The 22,895-nt window shown below is 72.7% G+C and carries 20 protein-coding genes; 11 read left to right on the top strand and 9 right to left on the bottom strand.

The window, feature by feature from the left end; genetic code table 11:
- Positions 1-187: 187 nt before the first annotated feature.
- Entirely contained in the window at positions 188-1,054 is an 867-nt protein-coding gene (locus AMK26_RS14975; RefSeq protein ID WP_073755111.1) for a (2Fe-2S)-binding protein, read from the bottom strand.
- A 150-nt stretch (positions 1,055-1,204) separates the two neighbouring features.
- Between AMK26_RS14975 and AMK26_RS14970 the strand changes: the two genes are divergently transcribed.
- Positions 1,205-1,963: a GntR family transcriptional regulator gene (locus tag AMK26_RS14970; RefSeq protein ID WP_073755110.1), complete on the top strand. Its 759-nt coding sequence runs from the start codon at positions 1,205-1,207 to the stop codon at positions 1,961-1,963.
- 2 nt (positions 1,964-1,965) lie between these two features.
- Entirely contained in the window at positions 1,966-3,039 is a 1,074-nt protein-coding gene (locus AMK26_RS14965; RefSeq protein ID WP_073755109.1) for a hypothetical protein, read from the top strand.
- On the opposite strand, the gene AMK26_RS14960 is transcribed toward AMK26_RS14965, so the two are convergent.
- Both AMK26_RS14960 and AMK26_RS14955 read right to left on the bottom strand, forming a co-directional pair.
- The gene (locus tag AMK26_RS14960) at positions 3,027-3,272 is read right to left on the bottom strand and encodes a DUF397 domain-containing protein (RefSeq protein WP_073755108.1); all 246 of its coding nucleotides are present in this window, start codon (positions 3,270-3,272) and stop codon (positions 3,027-3,029) included. The two genes, AMK26_RS14965 and AMK26_RS14960, sit on opposite strands and share 13 nt — an antisense overlap.
- A complete protein-coding gene (locus tag AMK26_RS14955; RefSeq protein ID WP_073755107.1) occupies positions 3,269-4,093 on the bottom strand; it encodes a helix-turn-helix domain-containing protein in 825 nt (274 codons plus the stop codon). Before AMK26_RS14955 ends, AMK26_RS14960 begins: the two co-directional genes overlap by 4 nt.
- Before the next feature lie 131 nt (positions 4,094-4,224).
- On the opposite strand from AMK26_RS14955, the gene AMK26_RS14950 reads away from it, so the two are divergent.
- The 4 genes from AMK26_RS14950 (at position 4,225) to AMK26_RS14935 (ending at position 9,287) form a co-directional block, all read left to right on the top strand.
- Positions 4,225-4,659: an ATP-binding protein gene (locus AMK26_RS14950; protein WP_073755106.1), complete on the top strand. Its 435-nt coding sequence runs from the start codon at positions 4,225-4,227 to the stop codon at positions 4,657-4,659.
- Positions 4,660-4,747: 88 nt separating this feature from the next.
- The gene (locus tag AMK26_RS14945) at positions 4,748-5,173 is read left to right on the top strand and encodes a hypothetical protein (RefSeq protein ID WP_143608527.1); all 426 of its coding nucleotides are present in this window, start codon (positions 4,748-4,750) and stop codon (positions 5,171-5,173) included.
- Entirely contained in the window at positions 5,170-6,831 is a 1,662-nt protein-coding gene (locus AMK26_RS14940; protein WP_073755104.1) for a P-loop NTPase, read from the top strand. The genes AMK26_RS14945 and AMK26_RS14940 overlap by 4 nt, the downstream gene beginning before the upstream one ends.
- A complete protein-coding gene (locus AMK26_RS14935; RefSeq protein WP_073755103.1) occupies positions 6,777-9,287 on the top strand; it encodes a tetratricopeptide repeat protein in 2,511 nt (836 codons plus the stop codon). Before AMK26_RS14940 ends, AMK26_RS14935 begins: the two co-directional genes overlap by 55 nt.
- 16 nt (positions 9,288-9,303) lie before the next feature.
- Here the strand turns inward: AMK26_RS14935 and AMK26_RS14930 are convergent, their stop codons facing one another.
- The 6 genes from AMK26_RS14930 to AMK26_RS14905 form a co-directional block, all read right to left on the bottom strand.
- Entirely contained in the window at positions 9,304-10,746 is a 1,443-nt protein-coding gene (locus AMK26_RS14930; RefSeq protein ID WP_073755102.1) for a hypothetical protein, read from the bottom strand.
- Between the two features lie 117 nt (positions 10,747-10,863).
- Entirely contained in the window at positions 10,864-11,625 is a 762-nt protein-coding gene (locus tag AMK26_RS14925) for a hypothetical protein (protein ID WP_198944070.1), read from the bottom strand.
- A 185-nt stretch (positions 11,626-11,810) separates the two neighbouring features.
- Entirely contained in the window at positions 11,811-12,563 is a 753-nt protein-coding gene (locus AMK26_RS14920; RefSeq protein WP_073755100.1) for a cation transporter, read from the bottom strand.
- Positions 12,563-12,898, bottom strand: coding sequence for an ArsR/SmtB family transcription factor (locus AMK26_RS14915; RefSeq protein WP_073755099.1), 336 nt, complete (start codon positions 12,896-12,898; stop codon positions 12,563-12,565). Before AMK26_RS14915 ends, AMK26_RS14920 begins: the two co-directional genes overlap by 1 nt.
- Before the next feature lie 57 nt (positions 12,899-12,955).
- A complete protein-coding gene (locus AMK26_RS14910) occupies positions 12,956-13,933 on the bottom strand; it encodes a pentapeptide repeat-containing protein (RefSeq protein ID WP_079277593.1) in 978 nt (325 codons plus the stop codon).
- 40 nt (positions 13,934-13,973) lie between these two features.
- A complete protein-coding gene (locus AMK26_RS14905; protein WP_073755097.1) occupies positions 13,974-15,743 on the bottom strand; it encodes a PucR family transcriptional regulator ligand-binding domain-containing protein in 1,770 nt (589 codons plus the stop codon).
- Positions 15,744-16,099: 356 nt separating this feature from the next.
- Here AMK26_RS14905 and AMK26_RS14895 point away from each other — a divergent pair, with 356 nt between their 5' ends.
- From AMK26_RS14895 to AMK26_RS14875, 5 genes are all read left to right on the top strand, one after another.
- Positions 16,100-16,990: an FAD binding domain-containing protein gene (locus AMK26_RS14895; RefSeq protein WP_073755096.1), complete on the top strand. Its 891-nt coding sequence runs from the start codon at positions 16,100-16,102 to the stop codon at positions 16,988-16,990.
- Between the two features lie 2 nt (positions 16,991-16,992).
- Entirely contained in the window at positions 16,993-17,613 is a 621-nt protein-coding gene (locus AMK26_RS14890; RefSeq protein WP_073755095.1) for a (2Fe-2S)-binding protein, read from the top strand.
- A 2-nt stretch (positions 17,614-17,615) separates the two neighbouring features.
- The gene (gene pucD / locus AMK26_RS14885; RefSeq protein ID WP_073755094.1) at positions 17,616-20,021 is read left to right on the top strand and encodes a xanthine dehydrogenase subunit D; all 2,406 of its coding nucleotides are present in this window, start codon (positions 17,616-17,618) and stop codon (positions 20,019-20,021) included.
- 227 nt (positions 20,022-20,248) lie between these two features.
- The gene (locus AMK26_RS14880) at positions 20,249-21,691 is read left to right on the top strand and encodes an NCS2 family permease (RefSeq protein WP_073755093.1); all 1,443 of its coding nucleotides are present in this window, start codon (positions 20,249-20,251) and stop codon (positions 21,689-21,691) included.
- A 40-nt stretch (positions 21,692-21,731) separates the two neighbouring features.
- Positions 21,732-22,868 carry an XdhC family protein gene (locus tag AMK26_RS14875; RefSeq protein ID WP_073755092.1) on the top strand — a complete coding sequence of 379 codons (1,137 nt, stop codon included), beginning with the start codon at positions 21,732-21,734 and terminating at the stop codon, positions 22,866-22,868.
- The last annotated feature ends 27 nt before the right edge of the window (positions 22,869-22,895 follow it).

The raw sequence follows: 22,895 nt of genomic DNA, 5'->3' as shown, positions 1-22,895 counted from the left end.
GCTGTAGGGCGTTTCGGCGCCATAGTGGCCGACCGCCGCGGAGCCTCACGGGGTTTCGTGGCAAGAGAACGCCATTGAGGCCGCACGGCATACGAATAGGTGCCATCTGCTCGAACGGCCGTATGGGGCAAGGGAGTTGCGTTCGATTTACGCCACCCGGGCGGGTGGCATGGATGTCAGGGGGAGGTCACGCGGATGCGCTCAACTTGGCGACACGGTCGGCGTCGCACGTACGCGGACAGGTGACACAGGTGTCCTCGGGGCGCAGGGTGTAGAAGAGGCAGCAGCTCGCCCGGTCACGGGTCGGCAGCGGGGTGCCGTCCGGACCGGTCAGCTCACGGAAGCCGGCCGTACCGACGTACGGCTTCGCCGTGCCCGACCCCGGCAGCAGCAGCGACAGCTCCGCCATGGCCCGGGACTCCTCGCCCAGCAGGTGCCCGACGTACCACAGGCCCTCGACGATCTCGTCGGTCGCCATGCCCCACAGGGCCCGCTTGCCGCGCCGCATCCGGGGCCCGAAACCGTCCAGCACCGGCCCCAGGTGCTCGGCGACGGCCGCCCGGACCTCGCCGCGCAGCGCCTCCTCGTCGGGGACGATCCGGGCGCCGGGCAGCGTGGCGGCCGGGTCACCGGGCAGGCAGGCGAATTCCCCCACCCGTACCGTCATCCGGCCCAGCGCCCGCTGGAACGCCACCTCCCCGACCGGCAGGCGCGGCACCCGGCGGTGCAGGAACCACGGCACCGTGATCAGGAGGCAGGCGGGCCAGGCGTACCGGTGCAGGCCGAAACTGGCGACGACATCGGGGCGGGCCTGCTGCCCGTAGTCCCGCAGCACCTGCGCGTTGTCCCAGGCGAGGAACGCGTCCAGGGCGGCGCCGCCGTCGGCCAGCTCCTCCGCGCCCACCCAGCCGGCACCTCGCGGCGCCGGTTCGCCGTCCACCAGCTCCCGCACGCGCAGCCCTGGAAAGACCTCCGCCAGCCGGGCGTAGGCGTCGGCGACGGGCGAGGACAGGGTGGCAGCGGGGAGGGCGGGGAGGAGCGTGGGAACGGACATGCAGGGACCACCGAATCGCGATCGTTAGCAGGTAAGCCTTACCTTACCCGATTTGATCGATGTGTGAACGGCAACCCTGTGCGCCTATCGTGCACAGGGGCCCCTCCCCTCGCGAGCCGGGCCCTCGAACGAACGGCCAGGAGGACCCGAGTGGAGCAGGGCAGAACGCGCGACCCCGCGTCGTCGCAGTCGGTGCCCGGTGTGACGGCACCGGAGCCGCACGCCGCCGCCCGGATACCCGAGCAGTCCCGGGGCGAACACACCCACAGCGAGCCCCCCGCCCCCCGTCTCGTGCAGCGCCACTCCGTACGCGGCCAGATACTCGACGCCCTGCGCACCGCCCTGGTCGGCGGCGAGCTGGTCCCCGGCGAGGTCTACTCCGCCCCCGCCCTGGGCGCCCGCTTCGGCGTCTCCGCCACCCCCGTACGCGAGGCCATGCAGCAGCTCGCGATCGAGGGCGCCGTCGAGGTCGTACCCAACCGCGGCTTCCGCGTCACCGAACGCACCCCTCGCGAGCTGGCCGAGCTCGCCGAGATCCGCGCCCTGATCGAGGTCCCCGTCATGCTCCGCCTGGCCCGCACAGTCCCGGCCGACCGCTGGCGCGAACTGCGGCCCCTCGCCGAGGCCACCTCCGCCGCCGCGGCCCGTGGCGACCGCGCCCACTACGCCGAGTCCGACCGCGCCTTCCACCGCGCCGTCCTCTCCCTGGCCGGCAACGCACAGCTCGTCGCCGTCGCCGAGGACCTGCACCGCCGCTCCCAGTGGCCCCTGGTGGCCGGCCCGGCGATCCGGCGCGCCGACCTCGTCGCCGACGCCGCCGAGCACTCGGCGCTGCTGGAGGCGCTGATCGCCCAGGACCTGCCGGTCGTCCAGTCGCTGGTGCGCGAGCACTTCACCAGCGGGAAGTGAGCGTGCGCGGCGCCGTCTGGCAGGTCGCGAACCGGCTGGGCGTGGTGGCCGGTACGCCCGCCGAACTGCTCTCGGCGCTGCTGGCCGGCCCGCCCCGGACGGTACGGGTGCCGCTGCCGCCCGACCACGAGCTCGTCGCGGGCCTGCGCGCCCTCGGCCACCTCGACGTCGTGCTCGAAGAGCCGCGCGTGCCGCCGCCCGGCGCGCCCGTCGACCTCGACGACCCGGCCGCCGTCTGCGCCGCCGACGCCTTGCGCGTCACCGAGGCGTACGAGGCCGACCCCGACCGCCACGGCGGCCTGCGCCCCGCATGGCTGCGAGCAGGCCAGTCGCTGGTGCGCGACCAGCCCCCGTCCAGTCGCGCCCTGGTCCTGGTGTCCGCCCTGGACGACGTGGCGGACCCGCGCCTGGCCCCGGCGCTGGCGGAGCTGGCCGACGGGGCGCCGTGGAGCCTCGCGTGGTCGTCCCGCAGGCCGTGCACCGCGCTGACGACGGCGCCCGACGGGCAGCTGGTGGTACGGGAGGACCGCGTTCTGGCCGTCGCGTGCCGCGCGGACGGCACGCACCTGGTCCTCGACGAACGAGGCCGCCTGCACGCCCCGGGCGGCCGGGCCACCCGGCTGACGGACGCCGTGGCGGCGACCCTCGCGAGCCACCCCGCCACCGCCCTCGCGGCGATGGGCGACACGGTACTGACCGGCGACCGGATGGGCACGGTCCACGCGTTCAGCCTGGCGGGCCTCGAACAGGCGGCGCTGCACACCGGCCGGGTCACCGCCCTGACGGCGACGACAACCACGGCGTACAGCGGCGGAACGGACGGCACGGTACGCGCCTGGCGCCCCGGCCACCCGGTGGTGACGCGGCGCCCGTGTCCCGTCGTCGCCCTCCACGCCACCGACCGGCTCCTCGCGGTCGCCTGGGCGGACGGCCTGGCCCAGCTCCACCCCCTCGACGGCGGCCGCGCCCTCGACTTCCGCCCCGGCCCCCGCATCCGCGCGGTGGCCGTGACGGCCGACGGCTCGCTGGTGGTCGGTCTGGACGACGCGCTGGTGTGCCTCTCCTACCGGACGTAGGGGAGGAAGGCCGCCCAGGCGGCGGGGGACAGCGCGAGCTGGGGCCCGGCGGTGTCCTTGGAGTCACGGACGTGGACGGTGGTGGGGCAGGTGGCCACCTCGACGCAGTCGTCGCCCTGGGAGCCGCTGTAGCTCGACTTCTGCCAGGAGAGGGCGACTTCGACGCAGTCGTCTCCCTCGGAGCCGCTGTAACTGCTCTTGCACCAGGCCAGTTCGGTTGGGCTGCCGTTCATAGCGCTCCTCGCATCCGCTTCAGCAGGCTCAAGGACTCCACAGGGGTGAGAGCCTGTGAACGCAGTTTCGCATAGCGCTGCTGGAGGACGCTTATGTCCTTCCGGTCGGAGATGAGCTGGCCGGTCTGCTGGCCCTCGGAGTAGCCGACCCACTCGTGCGTCGGTGTCTCCAGCAATCGCATCGGCCCGTCCACTCCCGCGTGTTCCCAGACGTGGAGCGGCATGATCTGCAACTCGACGTTGTACAGCTCCCCTTTCGCGATCAGATGGTCCAGAAGCTCACGCGTGACCTCCCGGCCACCCGTACCCCGTTCCAGTACCGCCTGCTCCACGATGAAGCTGAACGCGATCGGCTGCTCGCGCGTCAGGAGCTTCTGTCGCGCCAGGCGTGCGGACACCCGCTCCTCCACCTGCTCCGGCGACGGCAGCGGCGGAACGCTCAGCGTCACCGCCCGCGCGTACGCCTCCGTCTGGAGCAGGCCCGGTACGACGCGGCACTCGTACGTGTCCAGGCTGAGCGCCGTCTCCTCCAGCTTCGCCCACTGGCGGAACCAGGACGCCAGCCCCGGCTGCCGCGACAAGTGCTGCGCCGCGCCCCGCAGCGCGCCGAACGCGTCCAGTGCCTCCTCCGCCCGGTCGACGAAGTCCTGCGGCGGCATGCGGCGGCCCTGCTCGACCGAGGCCACGAAGCTCACGGAGTACTGGACTTTCGGCGCGAATTCCTCCTGGGTCAGGCCCGCCCGTAGGCGGAAGGCCTTGAGGACCGCACCGAACGCCTTGAGACTGTCCGACGACTCGGGCTCCGTGTTGTTCACCGTCATGGGACGACCACCTCCGTGACGTATCGTCACGGAACGTAACGCCTACTGTCCACAGCGTGTACTCGTACGCTGGCGCAGCGTACGAGCCGGTCCGCTGGTCAACGGGTCTGCCGGGCCGCCACCGTGGGGGCATGACGGGCAATGTGACAGACCAATTCCCGGTGACCGTACGTACGTTCAACCAACGGTTCAGTTCCACCCGCCTCGGCGCCCGCCTCGCGCGGCACCTGGCCGCAGAGCGGCTGGACGCGTGGGGCGTCCCGTACGGGAGTGACTGTGCCGAGGCGGCCGCGCTCGTGGTCGGGGAGCTGGCGGCGAACGCCGTGACGCACGGGCGGGTGCCGGGGCGGGACTTCGAGCTGCGGCTGCTGCTCTCGGAGGACTCCGTATCGCTGCGGATCGAGGTCGGCGACACCCGGGGCGAGCGCCGGCCCATGCCGGCCGTGCCGGAGCCGGACGGGGACGGCGGGCGCGGACTCGTCCTCGTGGCGGCGCTCGCCCACGCGTGGGGCGTGGTGGACCGGGTGCCGGTCGGCAAGACGGTCTGGGCGGAGCTGCGCGTCTGATTTCCCGCGTATTTCCGTCGGTTCGGGGCGCGTTGGTCTCTGCTGCGCGTTACGGTCGCCCGTCGACACGACGCGAAGGGGGATGCTGATGGGGCCTGACGAGTTGGTGGCGCTCACCGCCGCGGCGGGGGCGGCGTTGGTGCAGGCGGCGGGGACCGATGCCTGGGCCGGGATGCGGACGTGGACGAGCCGGTGGTGGGGACGCCTGGGCGAACAGCGGCAACGCGCGGAGCTGGAGCGCCTCGACGCGGCCGAGACGACCATGTCCGCCGCCGCCGAACCGGAAGCGACGCACCAGGCGGGGTACTGGCGCGGCCGGTTCGAGACGCTGCTGGAGCAGCTGCCCCCGGAAGCGCGCGATGAGGCGGTGGCCGAGCTGGAGGAACTGCTGCGTCAGCGTACGGAAGCCCGGCACGGCGCCAGGACCTGGCACGTGTCGTCCGGCGGCGGCCCGGTCTCGATCCAGGAGGGCGACCACAACCACATGGTGAACAACTTCGGGTCGGGCGCATGACCGAGGGCGTCTTCCTCGTCTCCGTGCAGATCGGGAACGACAACACCATCATCAACAACCTGCCGCCGGAGCACCGCCAGGCGGAGTTGCAGCGCGCGCTGGTCGAGTGGGACGGCCTCGTCACCAAGTCCCGGACCGCCCCCACGAGCCCGGCGGCCCTGCTGGACGCGCACCGCGCGGTGGTGCCCTTCCGGGGGCGTACCCGGGAACTGGAGGAGCTGCGGGCCTGGTGCGAGGCCCCGGGGCTGGGAACGCGACTGGTGTACGGGCCGGGCGGGCAGGGCAAGACCCGCCTCGCCCGCCGCCTTGTCGACCGGCTCCGCGACGAGCCGGACGACGAGCCCTGGAGCGTCTTGTGGCTGAGCCGCGACGCCCCGGCCGGCAGGCTGCGGGTCCTCCAGTACACGGAGTCGCCGCTGCTGGTGGTGGTCGACAACGCCGAGACCCGCATGGACCAGCTGCCCCCGCTTCTGCACGCGGCAGCCGCCGCCCCCAGGACCGTGCGCGTCAAGGTCCTGTTACTGGCCCGTGCCGACGGCGACTGGTGGTACGACCTCCCCGCCGCCACCGATCTGGAGGAGCTGTACGACGCTCCGGTCACGCCGCTGCCGCCGCTGGAGTCCGACCCAGGCCGGCACGCCGAGGCGTACCGCGACGCCGTGGAGGGCCTGGCCCGTGCCCTGCCGCAGGTGCCCGGGTACAGGCTCCGCAAGTGGGGACCTCTGGCAGAGGGTCTCACGCGTTCCGCCGTGTACCGGGCCGGGACGCCCGGCATGGGCGACGCACTCACGCTGCACATGACCGCGCTCGTCGACCTGCTGGACGCGGCCCACAAGCCCGGTGAAGGCGCGAGCCGGTTCCGTCCCATGGAGGAACGGCTGCTGGACTACGAGCGCCGCTACTGGATCGCCGTCGAGGCCGACCTGGGCCTGAAGAAGCGCAGGGGCATCGACTCGGTCCTCGCCGCCACGTTCCTGTGCGGTGCCGCCGACCGTGAGGAGGCCCACGCCCTACTGGACCGGGTGCCCATCCTCCACGGCCAGACCGCGGACGTCCGCTGGGCCGTGTGCGACTGGATCAGCGCCCTCTACCCTCCGCCCGCCCCGTCGCAGGTCTGGGGAACGCTGCGCCCGGACCGCCTCGCCGAGTACTTCGTGGGCAGCCACCTCCGTGCCGATCCCGACCTCGCCGATCGCCTCCTCGCCGGGGCGTCCGAGACCCAGGCCGCCCGGCTGCTGGTCCTCCACACCCGCGCCGCCGCTCACCCCGCCCACCGCGAGCACCTCGACGGGCAGCTCACCGGCCTGTGCACCCGGCACCCCGAGGTGCTCGGCGCCCTCGCCGTCGACGTCGCCACCCAGGTGGAGCGGCCGGAACCGCTTGTGTCGGCCCTGTACCGGCTCACCGACGACCCCGGCACGGATCTCGCGGACCTCATGCGGCTGCTGGACCACCTGCCCGCTTCCTCCCACAACCTCGCTCCCTGGGCGCTGCACCTCACCGAGCGGCTGACCGACATCCACCGCGAGCGCGCCGAGACGGACTCCGCGTCCTGCCGGACCTGGCCAGGCTGCTGCGCAAGCTCTGCCAGCGGCACCTCCACATGGGCCACCGGCAGCGCGCGTACGAGGTGGCGGAGGAAGCCGTCATCCGGCTGAGACCGCTGGCGAAGACGGACGCCCGGACGTTCCGGCCCCACCTCGCCGCGTCCCTGCAGAACCTCTCGGTCGGTCTCGGTGCCGTGGGACGGCGAGCCGACGCCATGGGCCCCGCCTACGAGGCCGTCGGTCTCTACCGCGAACTCATCGCCGAGTCCGCCTCACCGTCCGGCACCCGGGTGTACCGCTCGGAACTGGCACACGCCCTCAACGCCGTCGCCAACTGCGAGGGTGAGCTCGGCCGCCCGGACAAGGCGCTCACGGCGATCGAGGAGACCGTCGGCATCCGGCGCGAGCTGGTCGGGGAGCGGCGGGAACGGGCGGAACTGGCCGACGGCCTGAACAACCTGTCCATCTGGCAGAAGGAGTCTGGCCGGAACAAGGAGGCGCTGGCTTCGAGCCGCGAATCCGTGGAGCACTACCGGTCCCTGGCCGAGGAGCACCCCGACGCCTTCCGGGAGGGCTTCGCCATGAGCCTCGGCACATACTCCAACTGCTTGCGGGAGGCCGGCCAGTACGCGGAAGCCGTGCGAGTGGCCGAGGAGGCGCTCGACATCCGTCGCCACTTGGCCCGGATACGCCCCGCCGCGCACCTTCCCGACCTGGCGCACGCGCTGAACTCCTTCGCCATCGATGCGGCCGAGATGGGGCGGCGGCGGGAATCCGCCGCGGCGAGCGCCCAGTCCGTGGACCTCTACCGGCGGCTGTACGAACAGGAACCGGCCGCGTTCGCGGAACGGCTGGCCGTGAGCCTGAACACGTACGCCAACGAACTGGACGACGCCGGGGCGCGAGAGGAGGCGCTGAACGCCGCCCGCGAGTCCGTCGCCCTGTACCGCTCCCTGGACCAGGCGAGCCCCGGAGTGTTCACAGGGGACCTCGCGATGAGCCTGAACACGTACGCAGGCCAACTGGAGGCCACCGGACGGGCTCAGGAAGCGCTGGACGCCGCTCGTGAGGCCGTCACCCTCTACCGGCTCGCTGTCGAGAAGCGGCCCGAGGCCTTCCTCCAGGCGCTCGTCATGGGGTTCAACAACCTCACCCATCGGCTGAGCAATGCGGACGTGCACGAGGAAGCCCTCACGACGGCTGAGGAAGGTGTCGTCGTCGCCCGCCGTCTCAGCGCGGCGGACGAGTCACCACCGGCGCGGTCCGCCCTCGCGACGATGCTCGCGACCAGGGCGTCCCGGCTGTACGCGGCGAGCCGGCCGGCCGAGGCCGTACAGGACGCGCGCGAGGCGGAGTCCCTGTTCCGGGGCCTCGTACGGGGGGAGCGGGGCCTGGACGCGGGGCCGCACGTGCCGCAGCTGGGGAAGACGCTGTTGCTGCTGGGCATCGTCCTGCCCAAGACGGGGCTCCCGGACGAGGCCCTGGAGGCGTTGGCCGAGGCGGCCGGCCTCTTCCGCCGTCTGGTCGAGGACAGCCAGGAGGACACGGCGCTCCATACCCCGCAGCTGTCCGCCGCCCTGGTAGAGCTCGGGAAGCTGCTGTCCGCGGCGCGTCGCCATGAAGAGGCGGCCGAGGCTCTGCTGGAAGCCGTGCCTCTCTGCCGGGAGGCGGCACGGACGGGCCCCGCGGACGACCTCGCCGAGTTCGTCGCCCTGCTGTCCGCCACCGTTGAACTCCTGGTCTCGGTCGGGCGCCGCAGTCAGGCCCTGCCGCTCGCGGGGGAGGCCCTCGGCCTGCTGGACGGCCCCCTTCAGGACGCTCCCGCCCGGCAGGGGCTGCTCGGGCCGCTGCTGCCCCTCCTCGGCGTTCTCCAGCACGGCGCCGGGTCGGAGGCGGCGGATCACACCCTGCGGCGCGGTGTGGAGGTGGCCGAGGACCTGGCCCGTACCGGGCCCGCGTACGAACCGGTGGTCCAGATGGCGGTCCACGCCCTGGGCACGTACCTCGTCGACCGACACCAGTGCGAGGAGGGACGGGCCCTGCTCGTCCGCGCCACGGACATCGCCCGCCGGCTGGCCGCTGCGGACTCCGCGTACGACCCCGCCCTGGCCTGGACGCTGGCGTCTTACGGCCACTATCCGGTGGAGGAAGAGACACCGTGTGCCGACGCCCTGGAGATCACCGAGGAGGCGGTCGCCCTCGCCCGCCGTCTCGCCGGGGCCGACCCGGCCGCCCATGAGCCCCTGCTGGCGTGGGCGCTGGCCGTGCACGCCCTGCGCCTCGCCGATGCCACGCTGCACGACGAGGCGGTGCGCACCGCCGTGGAGGCCGTCACCGTCGCCCGACGCGCGGCGCCCGAGCCGCACCTGGGCTTCGCGCTTCACGCGTCCGCCACGACACGGCTCCTGACGGGCGCCGAGCCGGAACGGGCGGCGGCACGGGAGGACATCACCGAAGCCCTCGCCATTTACCACGGCCTCGCCCGCGAGGAACCGGGTCTCGTCGCGACCTACGTCACGGCCGCGGAGGGGACGCGCCGGCGCCTCTTCCGCGAGCCGGGGCCGTGAAAGGGGTCCATCCCTTTCACCCGGGTATCTTCGGGATCGCCGCCACCAGCCGCCCGCCGGCCACGAAATGGAGCCGGTCCAGGGAGTCGGGGCCGTAGAACCAGGCATGCGAGCGGTAGAAGCACAGGTCGGTCGGTATGGGGGAGTCCCGCAGGTCGGCGACGTGCGTACCGGGCGGCAGGCCGGCCAGGGCGGCGCGCAGGGGGTCGGGGGAGCCCGCCCACTCGGTGGCCGGGGCGGGGCGTGTCCAGGGCTCGCCGGTGTTGGGCGTGAACCATCTGGTGGCGGACCGGACGTGGCCGGGGAAGTCCGGGGTGGCCGCCGCGTCGCGGGCGATGCGCGCGACCGTCAGCAGCAGGTGGGGCAACGACTCGGCGAGCAGGGACAGTTCCGGTTCGCCGGCGAGCTGGTGGTCGGTGGGGATGGAGACGGCGTACCCCCATTCGCCGGTGTCCGGGTCGATACGGATCTGCGCGAGCGCCGTACTGAAGGGGCGTTCCACGCGGGCGACCGGCCAGTAGGTTCCGTCGCCGCCCAGCATGCGGTGCACCTCGGGGTCGACGGTGTGCTCCGGCGCGCCCGGCAGCAGCCGCAGCGGGGGCAGACCGGCTATCCGCACGCCGCCGACCTCGCGCAGGACGGTGCGGATGTCGTCCGGTACGGGCACCGCCCAGGTGTCCATCTCCGTGTCGTCGCAGCCCGCATCGAGCGTCACATGGGCCGGGTGCGCGTCGGCCAGGGCTCGCAGTTCGGCGACGGCGAGCCGCGCCGCGTCCGCCGGTACGCGGTGGCGCCGCACCGGGCGGTCCAGGAAGTCCCCGCTGGGGAGGCTGCGCAGCAGCAGTGCCCGGCCCCCGCCGACCAGCTCCCACTCCGTATCGCTGCCACCGGTGTCGGCGGTCTCGTAGTCCAGGGAGTGGTACGGCTCCCACACCACCCGGCACGGATGGTCCGGCAGCGCCCACAGGTCGACCACGTCGGTCAGTGAGTCACCACCGGCGACCAGGGCCGCCAGCTGCGTGTCCGGGCCCTCGGCGGCCTCGATCGACGGGATGGCCGCGACGGACGCCTTCGGGGCGGACCGCTCGGTCCCCAGGGTCAGCAGCCAGGCCGTGAACGACGGGGCCTCGACCACGAACTGCGTGTCCTCGCCCCACCCTTCGGACCGCAGCACGGGGCCCCAGTTCGCGCCGCCCACGCCGACGACCAGGGACGTCCCGTCGTCGGGGAAGTCTCCGAGCCACCACCGGTCGCCCGCGAAGCCGCGCGGCCCGAACTCGTACCGGACGTCGCCCTCCCGCACGCCGCCTATCTCGCGCAGCACGACGCGGACCTCCTCGGGCACGGGGACCGGCCACCGGTCGAGGTCGCTGTCGGGGATGCCGTCGAGGACGACGAGTCCCCGGGCGCGGAGGGCCGCTACCGCCGCGTGTGCCTGGTCAAAGGTGGTGTCACTCATGGCACCTGATCATGGCAGAGCCCTCTGACAACGCCTTCCGGCAGACGCCTGCCCGCAGCGCCTTCCGGCAGACGCCTGCCCGCAGCGCCTTCCGGCAGACGCCTGCGCGCAACGCCCTCAGGCCGCCGCCGGTGGTGCCAGCCGCGCCGCCAGCCACGTCGGTACGCCGCCGAGCAGCTGGAACAGCCGTCGCGCCTCCGCGCGCAGCCGCGCCGCCTCCGGCTCCGGTTCGGTGTCCGCCAGGGCCGCCAGCGCCGGGGCCGTACCGACCAGGTAGCCGAGCTCCTCGCGCAGCCGCAGCGACTCGGCGAAGCCGTGCCGGGCCTCCGCCAACTCCCCGTCGCGCAGCGCCAGTCCGGCCAGGTGCCGCCAGGTGGAGGAGAGCAGCAGGGCGTCACCCTGGGCGGTGGCGCCCGCGTGGGCGCGGTGGTACGCGGCGCGCGCGGCCTGCGGGGAGTCGCCGAGGTTCTGGGCGATCAGGCCGCGCCGGAAGTCCAGCAGCGGGCGGCCGGGCGCGGACGGGGCGATGAGCGCCGCCGCCCGGCCGAGCGCGGCCCGCGCCTCGTCGGCCCGGTCCCGTACGCCCAGCAGGGTCGACGCGTAGGCGAGGTAGCCGCGTTCGCAGGCGGCCGCGCCGCGCTCCTCGTCGTCGTGGGCGAGCGCCTCCGCCACGCGCAGGGCGTCCTCCGCCTCGGCCCAGCCCTGTTCGGTGTACAGGCACCGCTCGATCAGCAGCGACGCGCGCTGGAGGGCGACGGCGGGGTCGTGCGCGCCGGGCGCGAGGAGGGCGGCCGCGTCGGTCCAACAGCCGCGCGAGCGCAGCCGCCATACCGCGGTCTGGAGGGGATCGTCGCTTGCGGTCGTTCCGGAACCAGACATGGCGGTATGCGCCACATTGCCCTCCCCGAGCACGCCATTGAGCTGTTGGGTCCGGAGAATCTCAGCACGGAACGGCACGCCCGGCCAAGGGGGTCAGGTGAATTGATTCACAATCAGGGCCCGGCGTTCCGCGTCGGCGCGGCTTCCCGCCACCGCCGGGGTTCCGTCGAAGGAGTGAACGCGGGTCAGTCGCAGCAGCCGCACCCCGGGGCGCAGCCACAGGCGTCCTCGGCCGCCGACGCGCCCGCCGACGCGCCAGCCGCCGCCGGCCCGGTCGCGGCCGTGAGCGAGGTCAGCCCGGCCGGGGCGCAGCAGCCGTCGCCGCGCCACGCCCGCCGGCCTTCCTTGACCGCGATCGCCGCTATGGCCAGCGCGGCCAGCGGATCCGCCCACGCCCAGCCGAGCGTGGTGTTGGCGGCCAGGCCCACCAGCAGCACCGCGGACAGGTAGGTGCACAGCAGCGTCTGCCGGGAGTCGGCGACCGCCGAGGCCGATCCCAGCTCCCGGCCGGCGCGCCGCTGCGCGGCGGACAGGAACGGCATGACCGCCAGCGACAGGGCCGCCAGCACGATGCCGGGAGCGGACGACTCCGCCTCCCCGCCGCCCGTGAGCGCGCGGACCGCGTCCACGGTCACGAAGGCGGCGAGCGCGAAGAACGACACGGCGATGATCCGCAGCGCCCTCCTCTCCCGCGCCGCGCGCACGGCGTGCTCACGGGCCGAGAACTGCCAGGCCACCGCGGCGGCCGAGGAGACCTCGACGATCGAGTCAAGGCCGAAGCCCACGAGGGCGGAGGAGGACGCGAGGGATCCCGCGGTGAGGGCGACGATCGCCTCGACCGCGTTGTAGGCGATGGTGGCGGCGACCAGCAGGCGTATGCGACGGGCCAGGGCCTCGCGGCGTGCCGGGGCCGGTAGGGGCGATGTGTCCGTGGCCATCAGCAGCAGCCGCTCGACTCGGCGTCCTGGCACGTGCCGCCGTCGGCGACCGCCACCACGGCCGCACGCAGGTCGTCCAGCGCGTGGGCCAGCCGGGGGTCGGCCAGCTCGTACCGGGTGCGGCGGCCCTCGGGTACGGCCACGACCAGTCCGCAGTCGCGCAGGCAGGCCAGATGGTTCGACAGGCGCGTACGGGAGATCCCGAGGGCGTCGGCCATGTCGGACGGGTAGGCGGGAGCCGCGCGCAGGGCGAGCAGCAGCCGGCAGCGGATCGGGTCGGCGAGGGCGCGGCCGAACCGGGCCAGCACCTCGATGTCCTGGGCGAGATTCAACACGACGTGGACGATACACAGAATCCTGAATTCAGGAAACCATGAATCGTCACGGCCGGTTCAGCGGCCCCAGTGCGCCGGGCGCTCCAGCGCCGGGGGCAGCGTGGTGAGCGCGTCGCCCTTCGCGGCGTTCAGCTGGGGCTGGGTGAGGAAGAGCGCGCCGGTGAGGTCCGCGCCCGCCAGGCGGGTGTCGCGGAGGTCGGCGCCGAGGAGGTCGGCCCGGCGCAGGTCGGCGCCGGTGAGGTCGGCGGCGATGAGGTAGGCGCCGCGCAGGTTGGCGCCGTGCAGGTCCGCGCCCTTGAGGCGGGCGCCCATGAGGTCGGCGCCGCGGCGGTTCTTCTTCTTGCCGAGGGCGCCGGGGATGCCCGACCGGGCGAGTTCGCCGGCCCGCAGCAGCAGGTCGCCGACGATGCGGCGGTGCGCGTCCAGGTCCAGGGCGGTGAGCTCCTCCGGGGGGAGGAACGTGAGCCGCTCGGTCTCGTCGAGGACGGGCCGCAGCTCGCCGTGGAGGGAACGGGCGGGCTCCAGCGCCAGCGCCTCGGTGAGGTACGCGAGCAGTTCGTGGAGATGCCGTACGACGGGGAAGGCGGCGAACATGCGCCGCGCCGTGTCCGGGTCCTGCCGCCAGTCGCGGCCGGCGAACGTGACCTGGGAGACCTTCTGGCCGGCGCCGAAGCAGTCGTACACCGTGCAGCCGGAAAAGCCCCGGTCGCGCAGCCGGTCGTGGATGCCGCACCGGAAGTCGGCGGCCAGGTTGGCGCAGGGCGTGCCGGCGGGCTTGCCGACGGCGAAGTCCGCGGAGGCGGCGAAGGGCAGCGCGACGCAGCACAGCCCGAAGCAGTTCGCGCAGTCGCCGCGGAGGGGGTCCGCCGGGGTGCCCACCGTGGTCCCTGCCGGGGTGCCCGCCTGAAGATCTGCCGGGGTGTCCGCCGGGGGGCGCGTCTGGAGGTCCGCCGCGGTGCCCGCCTGGAGATCTGCCGGGGTGTCCGCCGGGGTGCGCGCCTGGAGATCTGCCGGGGTGTCCGTTTGTCCGGACATCACGATGTGTGTCGCTCTCTGTTGGTGTAATGACGTTACGTCAGGACATGCGCAGCGCCAGGAAGAAGTCCAGCTTGTCCTCCAGTCGCGACAGGTCACGCCCCGTCAGCTGCTCGATCCGCCCCACCCGGTAGCGGAGGGTGTTCACGTGCAGGTGCAGCCGGCTGGCGCAGCGGGTCCAGGAGCCGTCGGAGTCCAGGAAGGCCTCCAGCGTCGGGATCAGCTCCGCGCGGTGGCGCCGGTCGTAGTCGCGCAGCGGGTCCAGCAGCCGAGCCGTGAACGCCCGCCGTACGTCGTCCGGCACGAACGGCAGCAGCAGCACGTGCGACGCCAGCTCGTGGTGGCCCGCCGCGCACACTCGCCCCGGCCGCGCCGCCGCCACACGCCGGGCGTGCCGGGCCTCCTCCAGGGCGCCGCGCAGTCCCTCGGCCGAGTGAACGGCGGCGCTCACGCCCAGGGTGAGGCGACCGTCACCGTCCAGGCCCGCCGACAGCGGGCCGCGCACGGCGGCGAGCAGGGCGTCCGCGTGCAGCCCGGCGCCGCCGTCGATGACCGGGCCCTTCTCGTCGTCCTCCGACTCCGGCTCGGCCCCCGGCCCAGCCGCCGCCTCCGCTGCCTCCAGCGCCGTCTCCGCCTCCGGAGAATCCGGCACGGCCGGCAGCGGCACCAGGGCGATGGCCTCGTCGCCGGTGTGGGCCACCGCGATGCGGTCGGCCGAGTCGGGGCCGGAGGTCGCCGGGTCGACCAGGATCTCCTCCAGCAGCGACTGGGCGACCGGACCGGCCTCGATGCCCGGCGCGCCCGTACCGCCCTCACCCCACTCGACCCGGGCCACCACGACCTGCCAGTGCGGCGCGGTCCCGAGCCCCGGCAGGAGTACCGGCGCGGCCACCCGCAGGCGTGCGGCGATCTCGGCCGGGGCGGCGCCCGTCTGCACCAGCTCCAGGACCTCCTGCGCCAGCCGGCGCCGTACCGTACGCGCCGCGTCCCGCCGGTCGCGCTCCACGGCGATCAGCTGGGTGACGCCCTGGAGCAGGTCCAGCCGGGCGGCCGGCCAGTCACCGGCGTCCGCCTCGACGGCCAGCAGCCAGTCGGACAGCACGCTCTCGCGCACGTCCCGCGAGGCGGGGGCGGCACCGCGCCCGGTGTTCCGGATCGGGAAGAGCGAGTACGTCGTTCCACGCGCGACCGCCCGGTGCGGGCCGCGCCGCCCGGTGCGCGTGGCGGCCAGGTGCTCCGCGGCGAGGGCGGCGCCCAGCTCGGCGGGCAACGGCGCCCCGGCGCCCGCGATCTGACGCCCGGTCGGCGACAGTACCCAGGCGCGAAGGTCCAGGTCGGAGCCGAGCAGGTCCAGAACGACCTCCGGTCCGCCGCCCGCCGGGCCGGACGTCATCAGCCTTCTGTGGCGATCGACGACAGCCGCGAGATCACCGGCCCGTTCGCCCGACACCTGTCGAACAACATGCTCAGTGATCGTTGCGAACGCAACCGACTCGTTTACTGCGAACAGTGGGAGCCGGTGGCGCAAACACGCCTGCACCAGATCGTCGGGGATCGCGCCCAGTTCCGCCTCGCCGGCCGCCAGGCCCGCCACACCGGCGCCGGCCAGGATCCGGACGAAGGGCTCGGAGTCCGCCGCGTCCCGCCGCCAGGCGAGGCCGGTGAGCACCAGCTCTCCGCCGGAGAGGTACCTGCTGGGGTCACGCAGGTCCGTCGTCATCACGCCGCGGACCGTGCGGTCCAGCTCGTCCTCGCCGCCGAGCAGCCGCAGCCCCAGCGCATCGGTTTCCAGCAGTGCGCGCAGCCGCATGTGATCGCCGCCGATCTGTCTCGTGGGTGTCTGGTTGTTGCCGGTGAGCCGTGGCCACCGTTTCCGGGGGGAAACGGAGAGGTTACTGCTCCTCGCCTTTCGTTCGAATCTACAAGACGGAGAGGGCGACCAGCCAACTCCTTCATGGTTTCGGTGACTGCACCGGGCGGAGCACCGCTGGGTGTACTGGGGCCACAACGCGTTAACAGCACATGAACATGAAGACGAACACGTGGGCCCGCCGTCCCCCGAGCCCCAGCGAACCACTCGATCACACGCCCCCCGGACCCAGTCGATCACCCCGATCACGCACCGCCGGACCACCGATCACCGGAACACGTGGAAGAGAGCCACTCATGGACTTCCTTCGCCCCGCCAGCTGGGAGGAGGCGCTCGCCGCCAAGGCAGAGCACCCCACGGCTGTGCCCATCGCCGGTGGTACGGATGTCATGGTCGAGATCAACTTCGACCATCGGCGGCCCGAGTACCTGCTGGACCTGAACCGCATCGAGCTGCTCGGTGAGTGGGAGATCGGCGAGGAGAACGTCCGGCTGGGCGCTTCTGTTCCGTACACGCAGATCATGGAGCAGCTGAGGCCCGAGCTGCCGGGCCTGGCGCTCGCCTCGCACACCGTGGCGTCGCCGCAGATCCGCAACCGCGGCGGTGTCGGTGGCAACCTGGGTACGGCGTCCCCGGCCGGTGACGCGCACCCCGCCCTGCTGGCGGCCGGTGCCGAGGTCGAGGTCGAGTCCGTACGCGGCTCCCGCTTCATCCCGATCGACGAGTTCTACACGGGCGTCAAGCGCAACGCGCTCGCCCCGGACGAGCTCATCAAGACGGTCCACATCAAGAAGGCGGACGGACCGCAGCAGTACTCCAAGGTGGGTACCCGCAACGCGATGGTGATCGCGGTGTGCGCGTTCGGTCTGGCGCTGCACCCGGAGACCCGTACCGTGCGGACCGGTATCGGCTCGGCGGCCCCCACGCCCGTACGGGCGAAGGCGGCCGAGGACTTCCTGAACGCCGCGCTCGAAGAGGGCGGGTTCTGGGAGAGCGGCAAGATCATCACTCCCTCGATCGCCAAGCAGTTCGCGGAGCTCGCCTCCGGGGCCTGCAACCCGATCGACGACGTGCGGGGCACGGCCAAGTACCGGCGCCACGCGGTCGGCATCATGGCCCGGCGCACGCTCGGCTGGACCTGGGAGCAGTACCGCGGCACCGGCCGCACCCTTGAAGGAGCTGCATAACCATGCGCGTGAGTTTCACGGTCAACGGCCGCCCACAGGAAGCCGACGACGTCTGGGAGGGCGAATCCCTCCTCTACGTCCTGCGTGAGCGCCTGGGGCTGCCCGGCTCGAAGAACGCCTGCGAGCAGGGCGAGTGCGGCTCCTGTACGGTCCGCCTGGACGGCGTCCCGGTCTGTTCCTGCCTCGTGGCCGCCGGCCAGGTCGAGGGCCGCGAGGTCGTCACCGTCGAGGGCCTCGCCGACTACGCCAGGCAGCGTGCCGAGCACAGCGGCGCGTGTGGCACCGGCGCGTGCGGCTCCTCCGGCGACGGCAGGCAGGGCACCGCCCTCCAGGAGGCCCAGGGCTGGTCCGCCAAAGGCGCCGACTCCCAGACCGGCGAGGGCACCGAGCTCTCCCCGATCCAGCAGGCCTTCATCGACGCGGGCGCCGTGCAGTGCGGTTTCTGCACCCCGGGCCTGCTGGTGGCGGCCGACGAGATGCTGGAGCGCAACCCCTCCCCGTCCGACGAGGACATCCGCGAGGCGCTCTCCGGCAACCTCTGCCGGTGCACCGGCTACGAGAAGATCCTGGACGCCGTCCGCCTCGCGGCCGCCCGTCAGGAACGTCAGGGAGAGGCGGTCTGACCATGTCGCGGAACACCCGAGTCGCCGCTCCGGCCGGCACTCCCACCAAGGTCACCCAGGGTTCGAAGACCAAGGGCGGCATCGGCGAGTCCACGCTGCGCCCCGACGGAACCCTCAAGGTCACCGGCGAGTTCGCCTACTCCTCGGACATGTGGCACGAGGACATGCTGTGGGGCCAGATCCTCCGCTCCACGGTGGCGCACGCCGAGATCGTCTCCATCGACACCTCCGAGGCCCTCGCCCAGGCCGGCGTCTACGCCGTCCTCACCTACGAGGACCTGCCCACCGAGGTGAAGAACTACGGCCTGGAGATCCAGGACACCCCGGTCCTCGCCCACGGCCGGGTACGCCACCACGGTGAGCCGGTCGCGCTGGTCGCCGCCGACCACCCGGAGACCGCCCGCCGCGCGGCCGCCAAGATCAAGGTCGAGTACAGGGAGCTGCCCGTCGTCACCGACGAGGCCTCCGCGACCGCCCCCGACGCGCCGCTGCTGCACCCGGGCCGCGACGACCACCACGCCGGGCACGTACCGCACCCGAACATCGTGCACCGCCAGCCCATCATCCGCGGCAACGCCGACGAGGCCGCCAAGAAGGCCGACGTCATCGTCTCCGGCGAGTACGTCTTCGGCATGCAGGACCAGGCCTTCCTCGGCCCCGAGTCCGGCCTGGCCGTACCGGGCGAGGACGGCGGCGTCGACCTGTACGTGGCCACGCAGTGGCTGCACTCGGACCTCCGCCAGATCGCGCCCGTCCTCGGCCTGCCCGAGGAGAAGGTCCGGATGACGCTCTCCGGCGTCGGCGGTGCCTTCGGCGGCCGCGAGGACCTGTCGATGCAGATCCACGCCTGCCTGCTGGCGCTCCGCACCGGCAAGCCGGTCAAGATCGTCTACAACCGGTTCGAGTCCTTCTTCGGCCACGTCCACCGTCACCCGGCGAAGCTCTGGTACGAGCACGGCGCCACCAAGGACGGCAAGATCACGCACATGAAGTGCCGGATCGTGCTGGACGGCGGCGCCTACGCCTCGGCCTCCCCGGCCGTCGTCGGCAACGCCTCCTCGCTCGCCGCCGGCCCGTACGTCATCGACGACGTCGACATCGAGGCCATCGCGCTCTACACCAACAACCCGCCCTGCGGCGCCATGCGCGGCTTCGGCGCGGTCCAGGCGTGCTTCGCGTACGAGGCCCAGATGGACAAGCTCGCCAAGAAGCTGGACATGGACCCGGTGGAGTTCCGCCGGCTCAACGCCATGGAGCAGGGCACCCTGATGCCGACCGGCCAGCCGGTCGACTCGCCCGCCCCGGTCGCCGAGCTGCTGCGCCGCGTCAAGGCGCGCCCGCTGCCGCCCGAGCGCCAGTGGGAGTCCACCGAGGGCGCCGACATCCGCGCGCTGCCCGGCGGCCTGTCCAACACCACGCACGGCGAGGGCGTCGTCCGCGGCGTCGGCTACGCGGTCGGCATCAAGAACGTCGGCTTCTCCGAGGGCTTCGACGACTACTCCACCGCCAAGGTGCGCATGGAGGTCATCAACGGCGAGGCGGTCGCGACCGTCCACACCGCGATGGCGGAGGTCGGCCAGGGCGGTATCACCGTCCACGCGCAGATCGCCCGCACCGAGCTGGGCGTCGCCCAGGTGACGATCAACCCGGCCGACACCCAGGTCGGCTCGGCCGGCTCCACCTCCGCCTCCCGCCAGACGTACGTCACCGGCGGCGCGGTCAAGAACTCCTGTGAGCTCGTCCGCGAGAAGGTCCTTCAGATCGGCCGCCGCAAGCTCGGCACGTACCACCCCGCCTGGGCCACCGCCGAGCTGCTGCTCGAAGGCGGCAAGGTCGTCACCGACGGCGGCGAGGTCCTCGCCGACCTGGTGGACGTCCTGGAGGACGAGATCGTCGAGATCGAGGCCGAGTGGCGCCACCGCCCCACCGAGGCCTTCGACCTGCGCACCGGCCAGGGCAACGGCCACGTCCAGTACTCGTTCGCCGCACACCGCGCGGTCGTCGAGGTGGACACCGAGCTCGGCCTGGTCAAGGTCATCGAGCTGGCCTGCGCCCAGGACGTCGGCAAGGCGCTCAACCCGCTGTCCGTCATCGGCCAGATCCAGGGTGGCACCACCCAGGGCCTGGGCGTGGCGGTCATGGAGGAGATCATCGTCGACCCGAAGACCGCGAAGGTCAGGAACCCGTCCTTCACGGACTACCTGATCCCCACGATCCTCGACACCCCGACCATCCCGGTCGATGTGCTCGAGCTCGCCGATGACCACGCGCCCTACGGGCTGCGCGGCATAGGAGAGGCCCCGACCCTGTCGTCCACCCCGGCCGTCCTCGCGGCGATCCGGAACGCGACGGGTCTGGAGCTCAACAAGACGCCGGTACGCCCCGAGCACCTCACCGGCACCCTATAAGCCCTCCGGGCGGTGCGTGCCTCCCGGGAACGTCACACTTCCACAGCCCGCACCGCCCGGAGTATCCCCCCACGCAACACCCCGCTCCCCCCACCTCGCAGTACCGCATTACACCGTTCGTCTCGGGCCGTCCCCCGGGTCGTGCAGCCAACGCACCATCCCAAATCCCGCAGAGCTTTTGCCCCAGTGCACGCGGGTGCCCCTTTGAACCTTGGGAGTTAGGCACCATGACCCAGTCGTCAGTGGAGCCGAAGACCGTCGCCGAAGACGCGGGATCCGGTTCCCGTGTCCCCGCCGGACGGTCTTGGCTCGACCGGTACTTTCACATAACCCACCGAGGATCCTCGGTCGCGCAGGAAGTGCGCGGCGGCGTCACGACCTTCATGGCCATGGCGTACATCCTCCTGCTCAACCCGCTGCTGCTCGGCGGTCCCGACGCGGACGGCAACAAGCTCAGCCAGCCCGCCCTCATCACCGCCACCGCTCTCGCCGCGGCCGTCACCACCCTGGCGATGGGTTTCATCGGCAAGGTCCCGCTCGCCCTCGCGGCGGGCCTGAGCGTCGCGGGCGTCATCTCCACCCAGGTCGCCCCGGACATGACCTGGCCGCAGGCCATGGGCATGTGTGTCATCTACGGCGCCGTGATCTGCCTGCTGGTGGTGACCGGTGTCCGTGAAGTCATCATGAACGCCATCCCACTGGCGCTGAAGCACGGCATCACGATGGGCATCGGCCTCTTCATCGCGATCATCGGCTTCGTCAAGGCCGGCTTCGTCGGCCCGAGCGAGGTCGGCGGACCCGTCACCCTCGGTGTCGGCGGCTCGCTCGCCGGCTGGCCGGTCGCGCTGTTCTGCTTCACCCTGCTGCTGATCTTCATGCTGCAGGCCCGCAAGATCCCCGGCGCCATCCTCATCGGCATCGTCGCCGGCACAGTCATCTCGGTCACGGCTACCGCCGCAGGCCTGATCAAGGAATCCGCGTGGGGCGGCACAGCGCCGATCCTGCACGGCAGCCCCGTCTCCATGCCGGACTTCTCGCTCCTCGGCCAGGTGGAGTTCGGCGGCTGGGGCGACCTCGGCTACACCACGGTCTCGATGATCGTCTTCACCCTGGTGCTGGCCGGCTTCTTCGACGCCATGGCGACGATCATCGCCGTCGGTCAGGAGGCCAAGCTCGCCGACGCACAGGGCCGCATGCCGGGCCTGAGCAAGGCACTGTTCATCGACGGCGCCGGCGGCGCGATCGGCGGTGTCTCCGGAGCCTCCGGACAGACCGTCTTCATCGAGTCCGCCACGGGCGTCGGCGAGGGTGCGCGTACGGGCCTGTCGGCCTCGGTCACCGGTCTCTTCTTCGCCGCGTGCCTGTTCTTCACGCCGCTCACCCAGCTCGTGCCGGGCCAGGTGGCCTCCGCCGCCCTGGTCGTCATCGGCGCGATGATGCTGCAGAACGCCCGGCACGTCGACTGGACCGACTGGTCCGTCGCCGTCCCGGTCTTCCTCACGGTCGTGCTGATGCCGTTCACGTACACCATCACCACCGGTGTCGGCGCGGGTGTCATCGCGTACTGCGCCATCAAGGCGGCGCAAGGCAAGTGGCGCGAGCCGAGCATCCTGATGTGGGTGTTGTCCGCGGTGTTCATCTTCTACTTCGCCACGGGTACCGCGCACTGACGGGATCCTTGACACATCTGCCATCGGTAAGGAGGCCGACATGCTGGACATCGCCGCTGAGCTTCACCGGTGGGTCGAGCAGGGACGTGACTTCGCCGTCGCCACCGTGGTGGCGGTCGGCGGCAGCGCGCCCCGGCAGCCGGGCGCCGCACTCGCCGTCGACGGCGAGGGCACGGCGATCGGGTCGGTCTCCGGTGGATGTGTCGAGGGAGCCGTGTACGACCTGTGCCGACAGGCGCTGCAGGACGGCGAGACCGTCCTGGAGCGCTTCGGCTACAGCGACGAGGACGCCTTCGCGGTCGGTCTGACCTGCGGCGGCATCATCGACATCCTCGTCACCCCGGTCCGCGGCGGGGTGTACCCCGCCGCGCTCGGAGCCGCCGCCGGAGGGGAGGCGGCGGCTCTGGCCAGAATCACGGAAGGACCGGCAGACCTGTTGGGGCAGGCTCTGCTGGTCCACCCGGACGGCTCGTACGAGGGAAGCCTCGGCGGCCACCCCGAACTGGACCGCACGGCGGCGGGCGAGGCCCGCGCCATGCTCGACGCCGGCCGCACCGGCACCGTCACCATCGGCCAGGACGGCTCGCGCTGCGGGCAGCCGCTCACCCTGCTGGTCGAGTCCAGCGTCCCGGCCCCCCGCATGATCGTCTTCGGGGCGATCGACTTCGCGGCGGCGCTGGTACGGATCGGCAAGTTCCTCGGCTACCACGTCACCGTCTGCGACGCCCGCCCGGTCTTCGCCACCCCCGCCCGCTTCCCCGAGGCGGACGAGGTCGTCGTCGAATGGCCGCACGAGTACCTGTCGCGCACCGAGGTGGACGGCCGCACCGTGCTGTGCGTCCTCACCCACGACGCCAAGTTCGACGTCCCCCTGCTCGAACTGGCCCTGAAGCTTCCCGTCGCGTACATCGGCGCGATGGGCTCCCGGCGCACCCACGAGGACCGCAACGAGCGGCTGCGTGAGGCCGGCGTCACGGAACTGGAACTGGCCCGGCTGCGCTCCCCGATCGGCCTCGACCTCGGCGCCCGTACGCCGGAGGAGACCGCCCTGTCGATCGCGGCGGAGATCGTCGCGAGCCGGCGCGGCGGCAGCGGGGTGTCACTGACGGGCGCCCACACCCCGATCCACCGCGACGGCCCCGTCGCCCCCACGGGGCGCATCGGATCGGTGGCGTAACACCCAGTAGGGTGACGCGGGAGTGCC

Source organism: Streptomyces sp. CB03234 (genome assembly GCF_001905885.1).
GTDB lineage: Bacteria > Actinomycetota > Actinomycetes > Streptomycetales > Streptomycetaceae > Streptomyces.
Note: the sequence above shows the minus strand (reverse complement) of the source record. Positions and strands in the feature narration are given on the sequence as shown.

Coding starts and splice junctions, on each gene's coding strand:
- AMK26_RS14975 (WP_073755111.1), bottom strand. CDS start 1,054: ATGTCCGTTCCCACGCTCCTCCCCGCCCTCCCCGCTGCCACCCTGTCC.
- AMK26_RS14960 (WP_073755108.1), bottom strand. CDS start 3,272: ATGAACGGCAGCCCAACCGAACTGGCCTGGTGCAAGAGCAGTTACAGC.
- AMK26_RS14955 (WP_073755107.1), bottom strand. CDS start 4,093: ATGACGGTGAACAACACGGAGCCCGAGTCGTCGGACAGTCTCAAGGCG.
- AMK26_RS14950 (WP_073755106.1), top strand. CDS start 4,225: ATGACGGGCAATGTGACAGACCAATTCCCGGTGACCGTACGTACGTTC.
- AMK26_RS14945 (WP_143608527.1), top strand. CDS start 4,748: ATGGGGCCTGACGAGTTGGTGGCGCTCACCGCCGCGGCGGGGGCGGCG.
- AMK26_RS14940 (WP_073755104.1), top strand. CDS start 5,170: ATGACCGAGGGCGTCTTCCTCGTCTCCGTGCAGATCGGGAACGACAAC.
- AMK26_RS14935 (WP_073755103.1), top strand. CDS start 6,777: ATGGGCCACCGGCAGCGCGCGTACGAGGTGGCGGAGGAAGCCGTCATC.
- AMK26_RS14930 (WP_073755102.1), bottom strand. CDS start 10,746: ATGAGTGACACCACCTTTGACCAGGCACACGCGGCGGTAGCGGCCCTC.
- AMK26_RS14925 (WP_198944070.1), bottom strand. CDS start 11,625: ATGTCTGGTTCCGGAACGACCGCAAGCGACGATCCCCTCCAGACCGCG.
- AMK26_RS14920 (WP_073755100.1), bottom strand. CDS start 12,563: ATGGCCACGGACACATCGCCCCTACCGGCCCCGGCACGCCGCGAGGCC.
- AMK26_RS14910 (WP_079277593.1), bottom strand. CDS start 13,933: ATGTCCGGACAAACGGACACCCCGGCAGATCTCCAGGCGCGCACCCCG.
- AMK26_RS14905 (WP_073755097.1), bottom strand. CDS start 15,743: ATGCGGCTGCGCGCACTGCTGGAAACCGATGCGCTGGGGCTGCGGCTG.
- AMK26_RS14895 (WP_073755096.1), top strand. CDS start 16,100: ATGGACTTCCTTCGCCCCGCCAGCTGGGAGGAGGCGCTCGCCGCCAAG.
- AMK26_RS14890 (WP_073755095.1), top strand. CDS start 16,993: ATGCGCGTGAGTTTCACGGTCAACGGCCGCCCACAGGAAGCCGACGAC.
- pucD (WP_073755094.1), top strand. CDS start 17,616: ATGTCGCGGAACACCCGAGTCGCCGCTCCGGCCGGCACTCCCACCAAG.
- AMK26_RS14880 (WP_073755093.1), top strand. CDS start 20,249: ATGACCCAGTCGTCAGTGGAGCCGAAGACCGTCGCCGAAGACGCGGGA.
- AMK26_RS14875 (WP_073755092.1), top strand. CDS start 21,732: ATGCTGGACATCGCCGCTGAGCTTCACCGGTGGGTCGAGCAGGGACGT.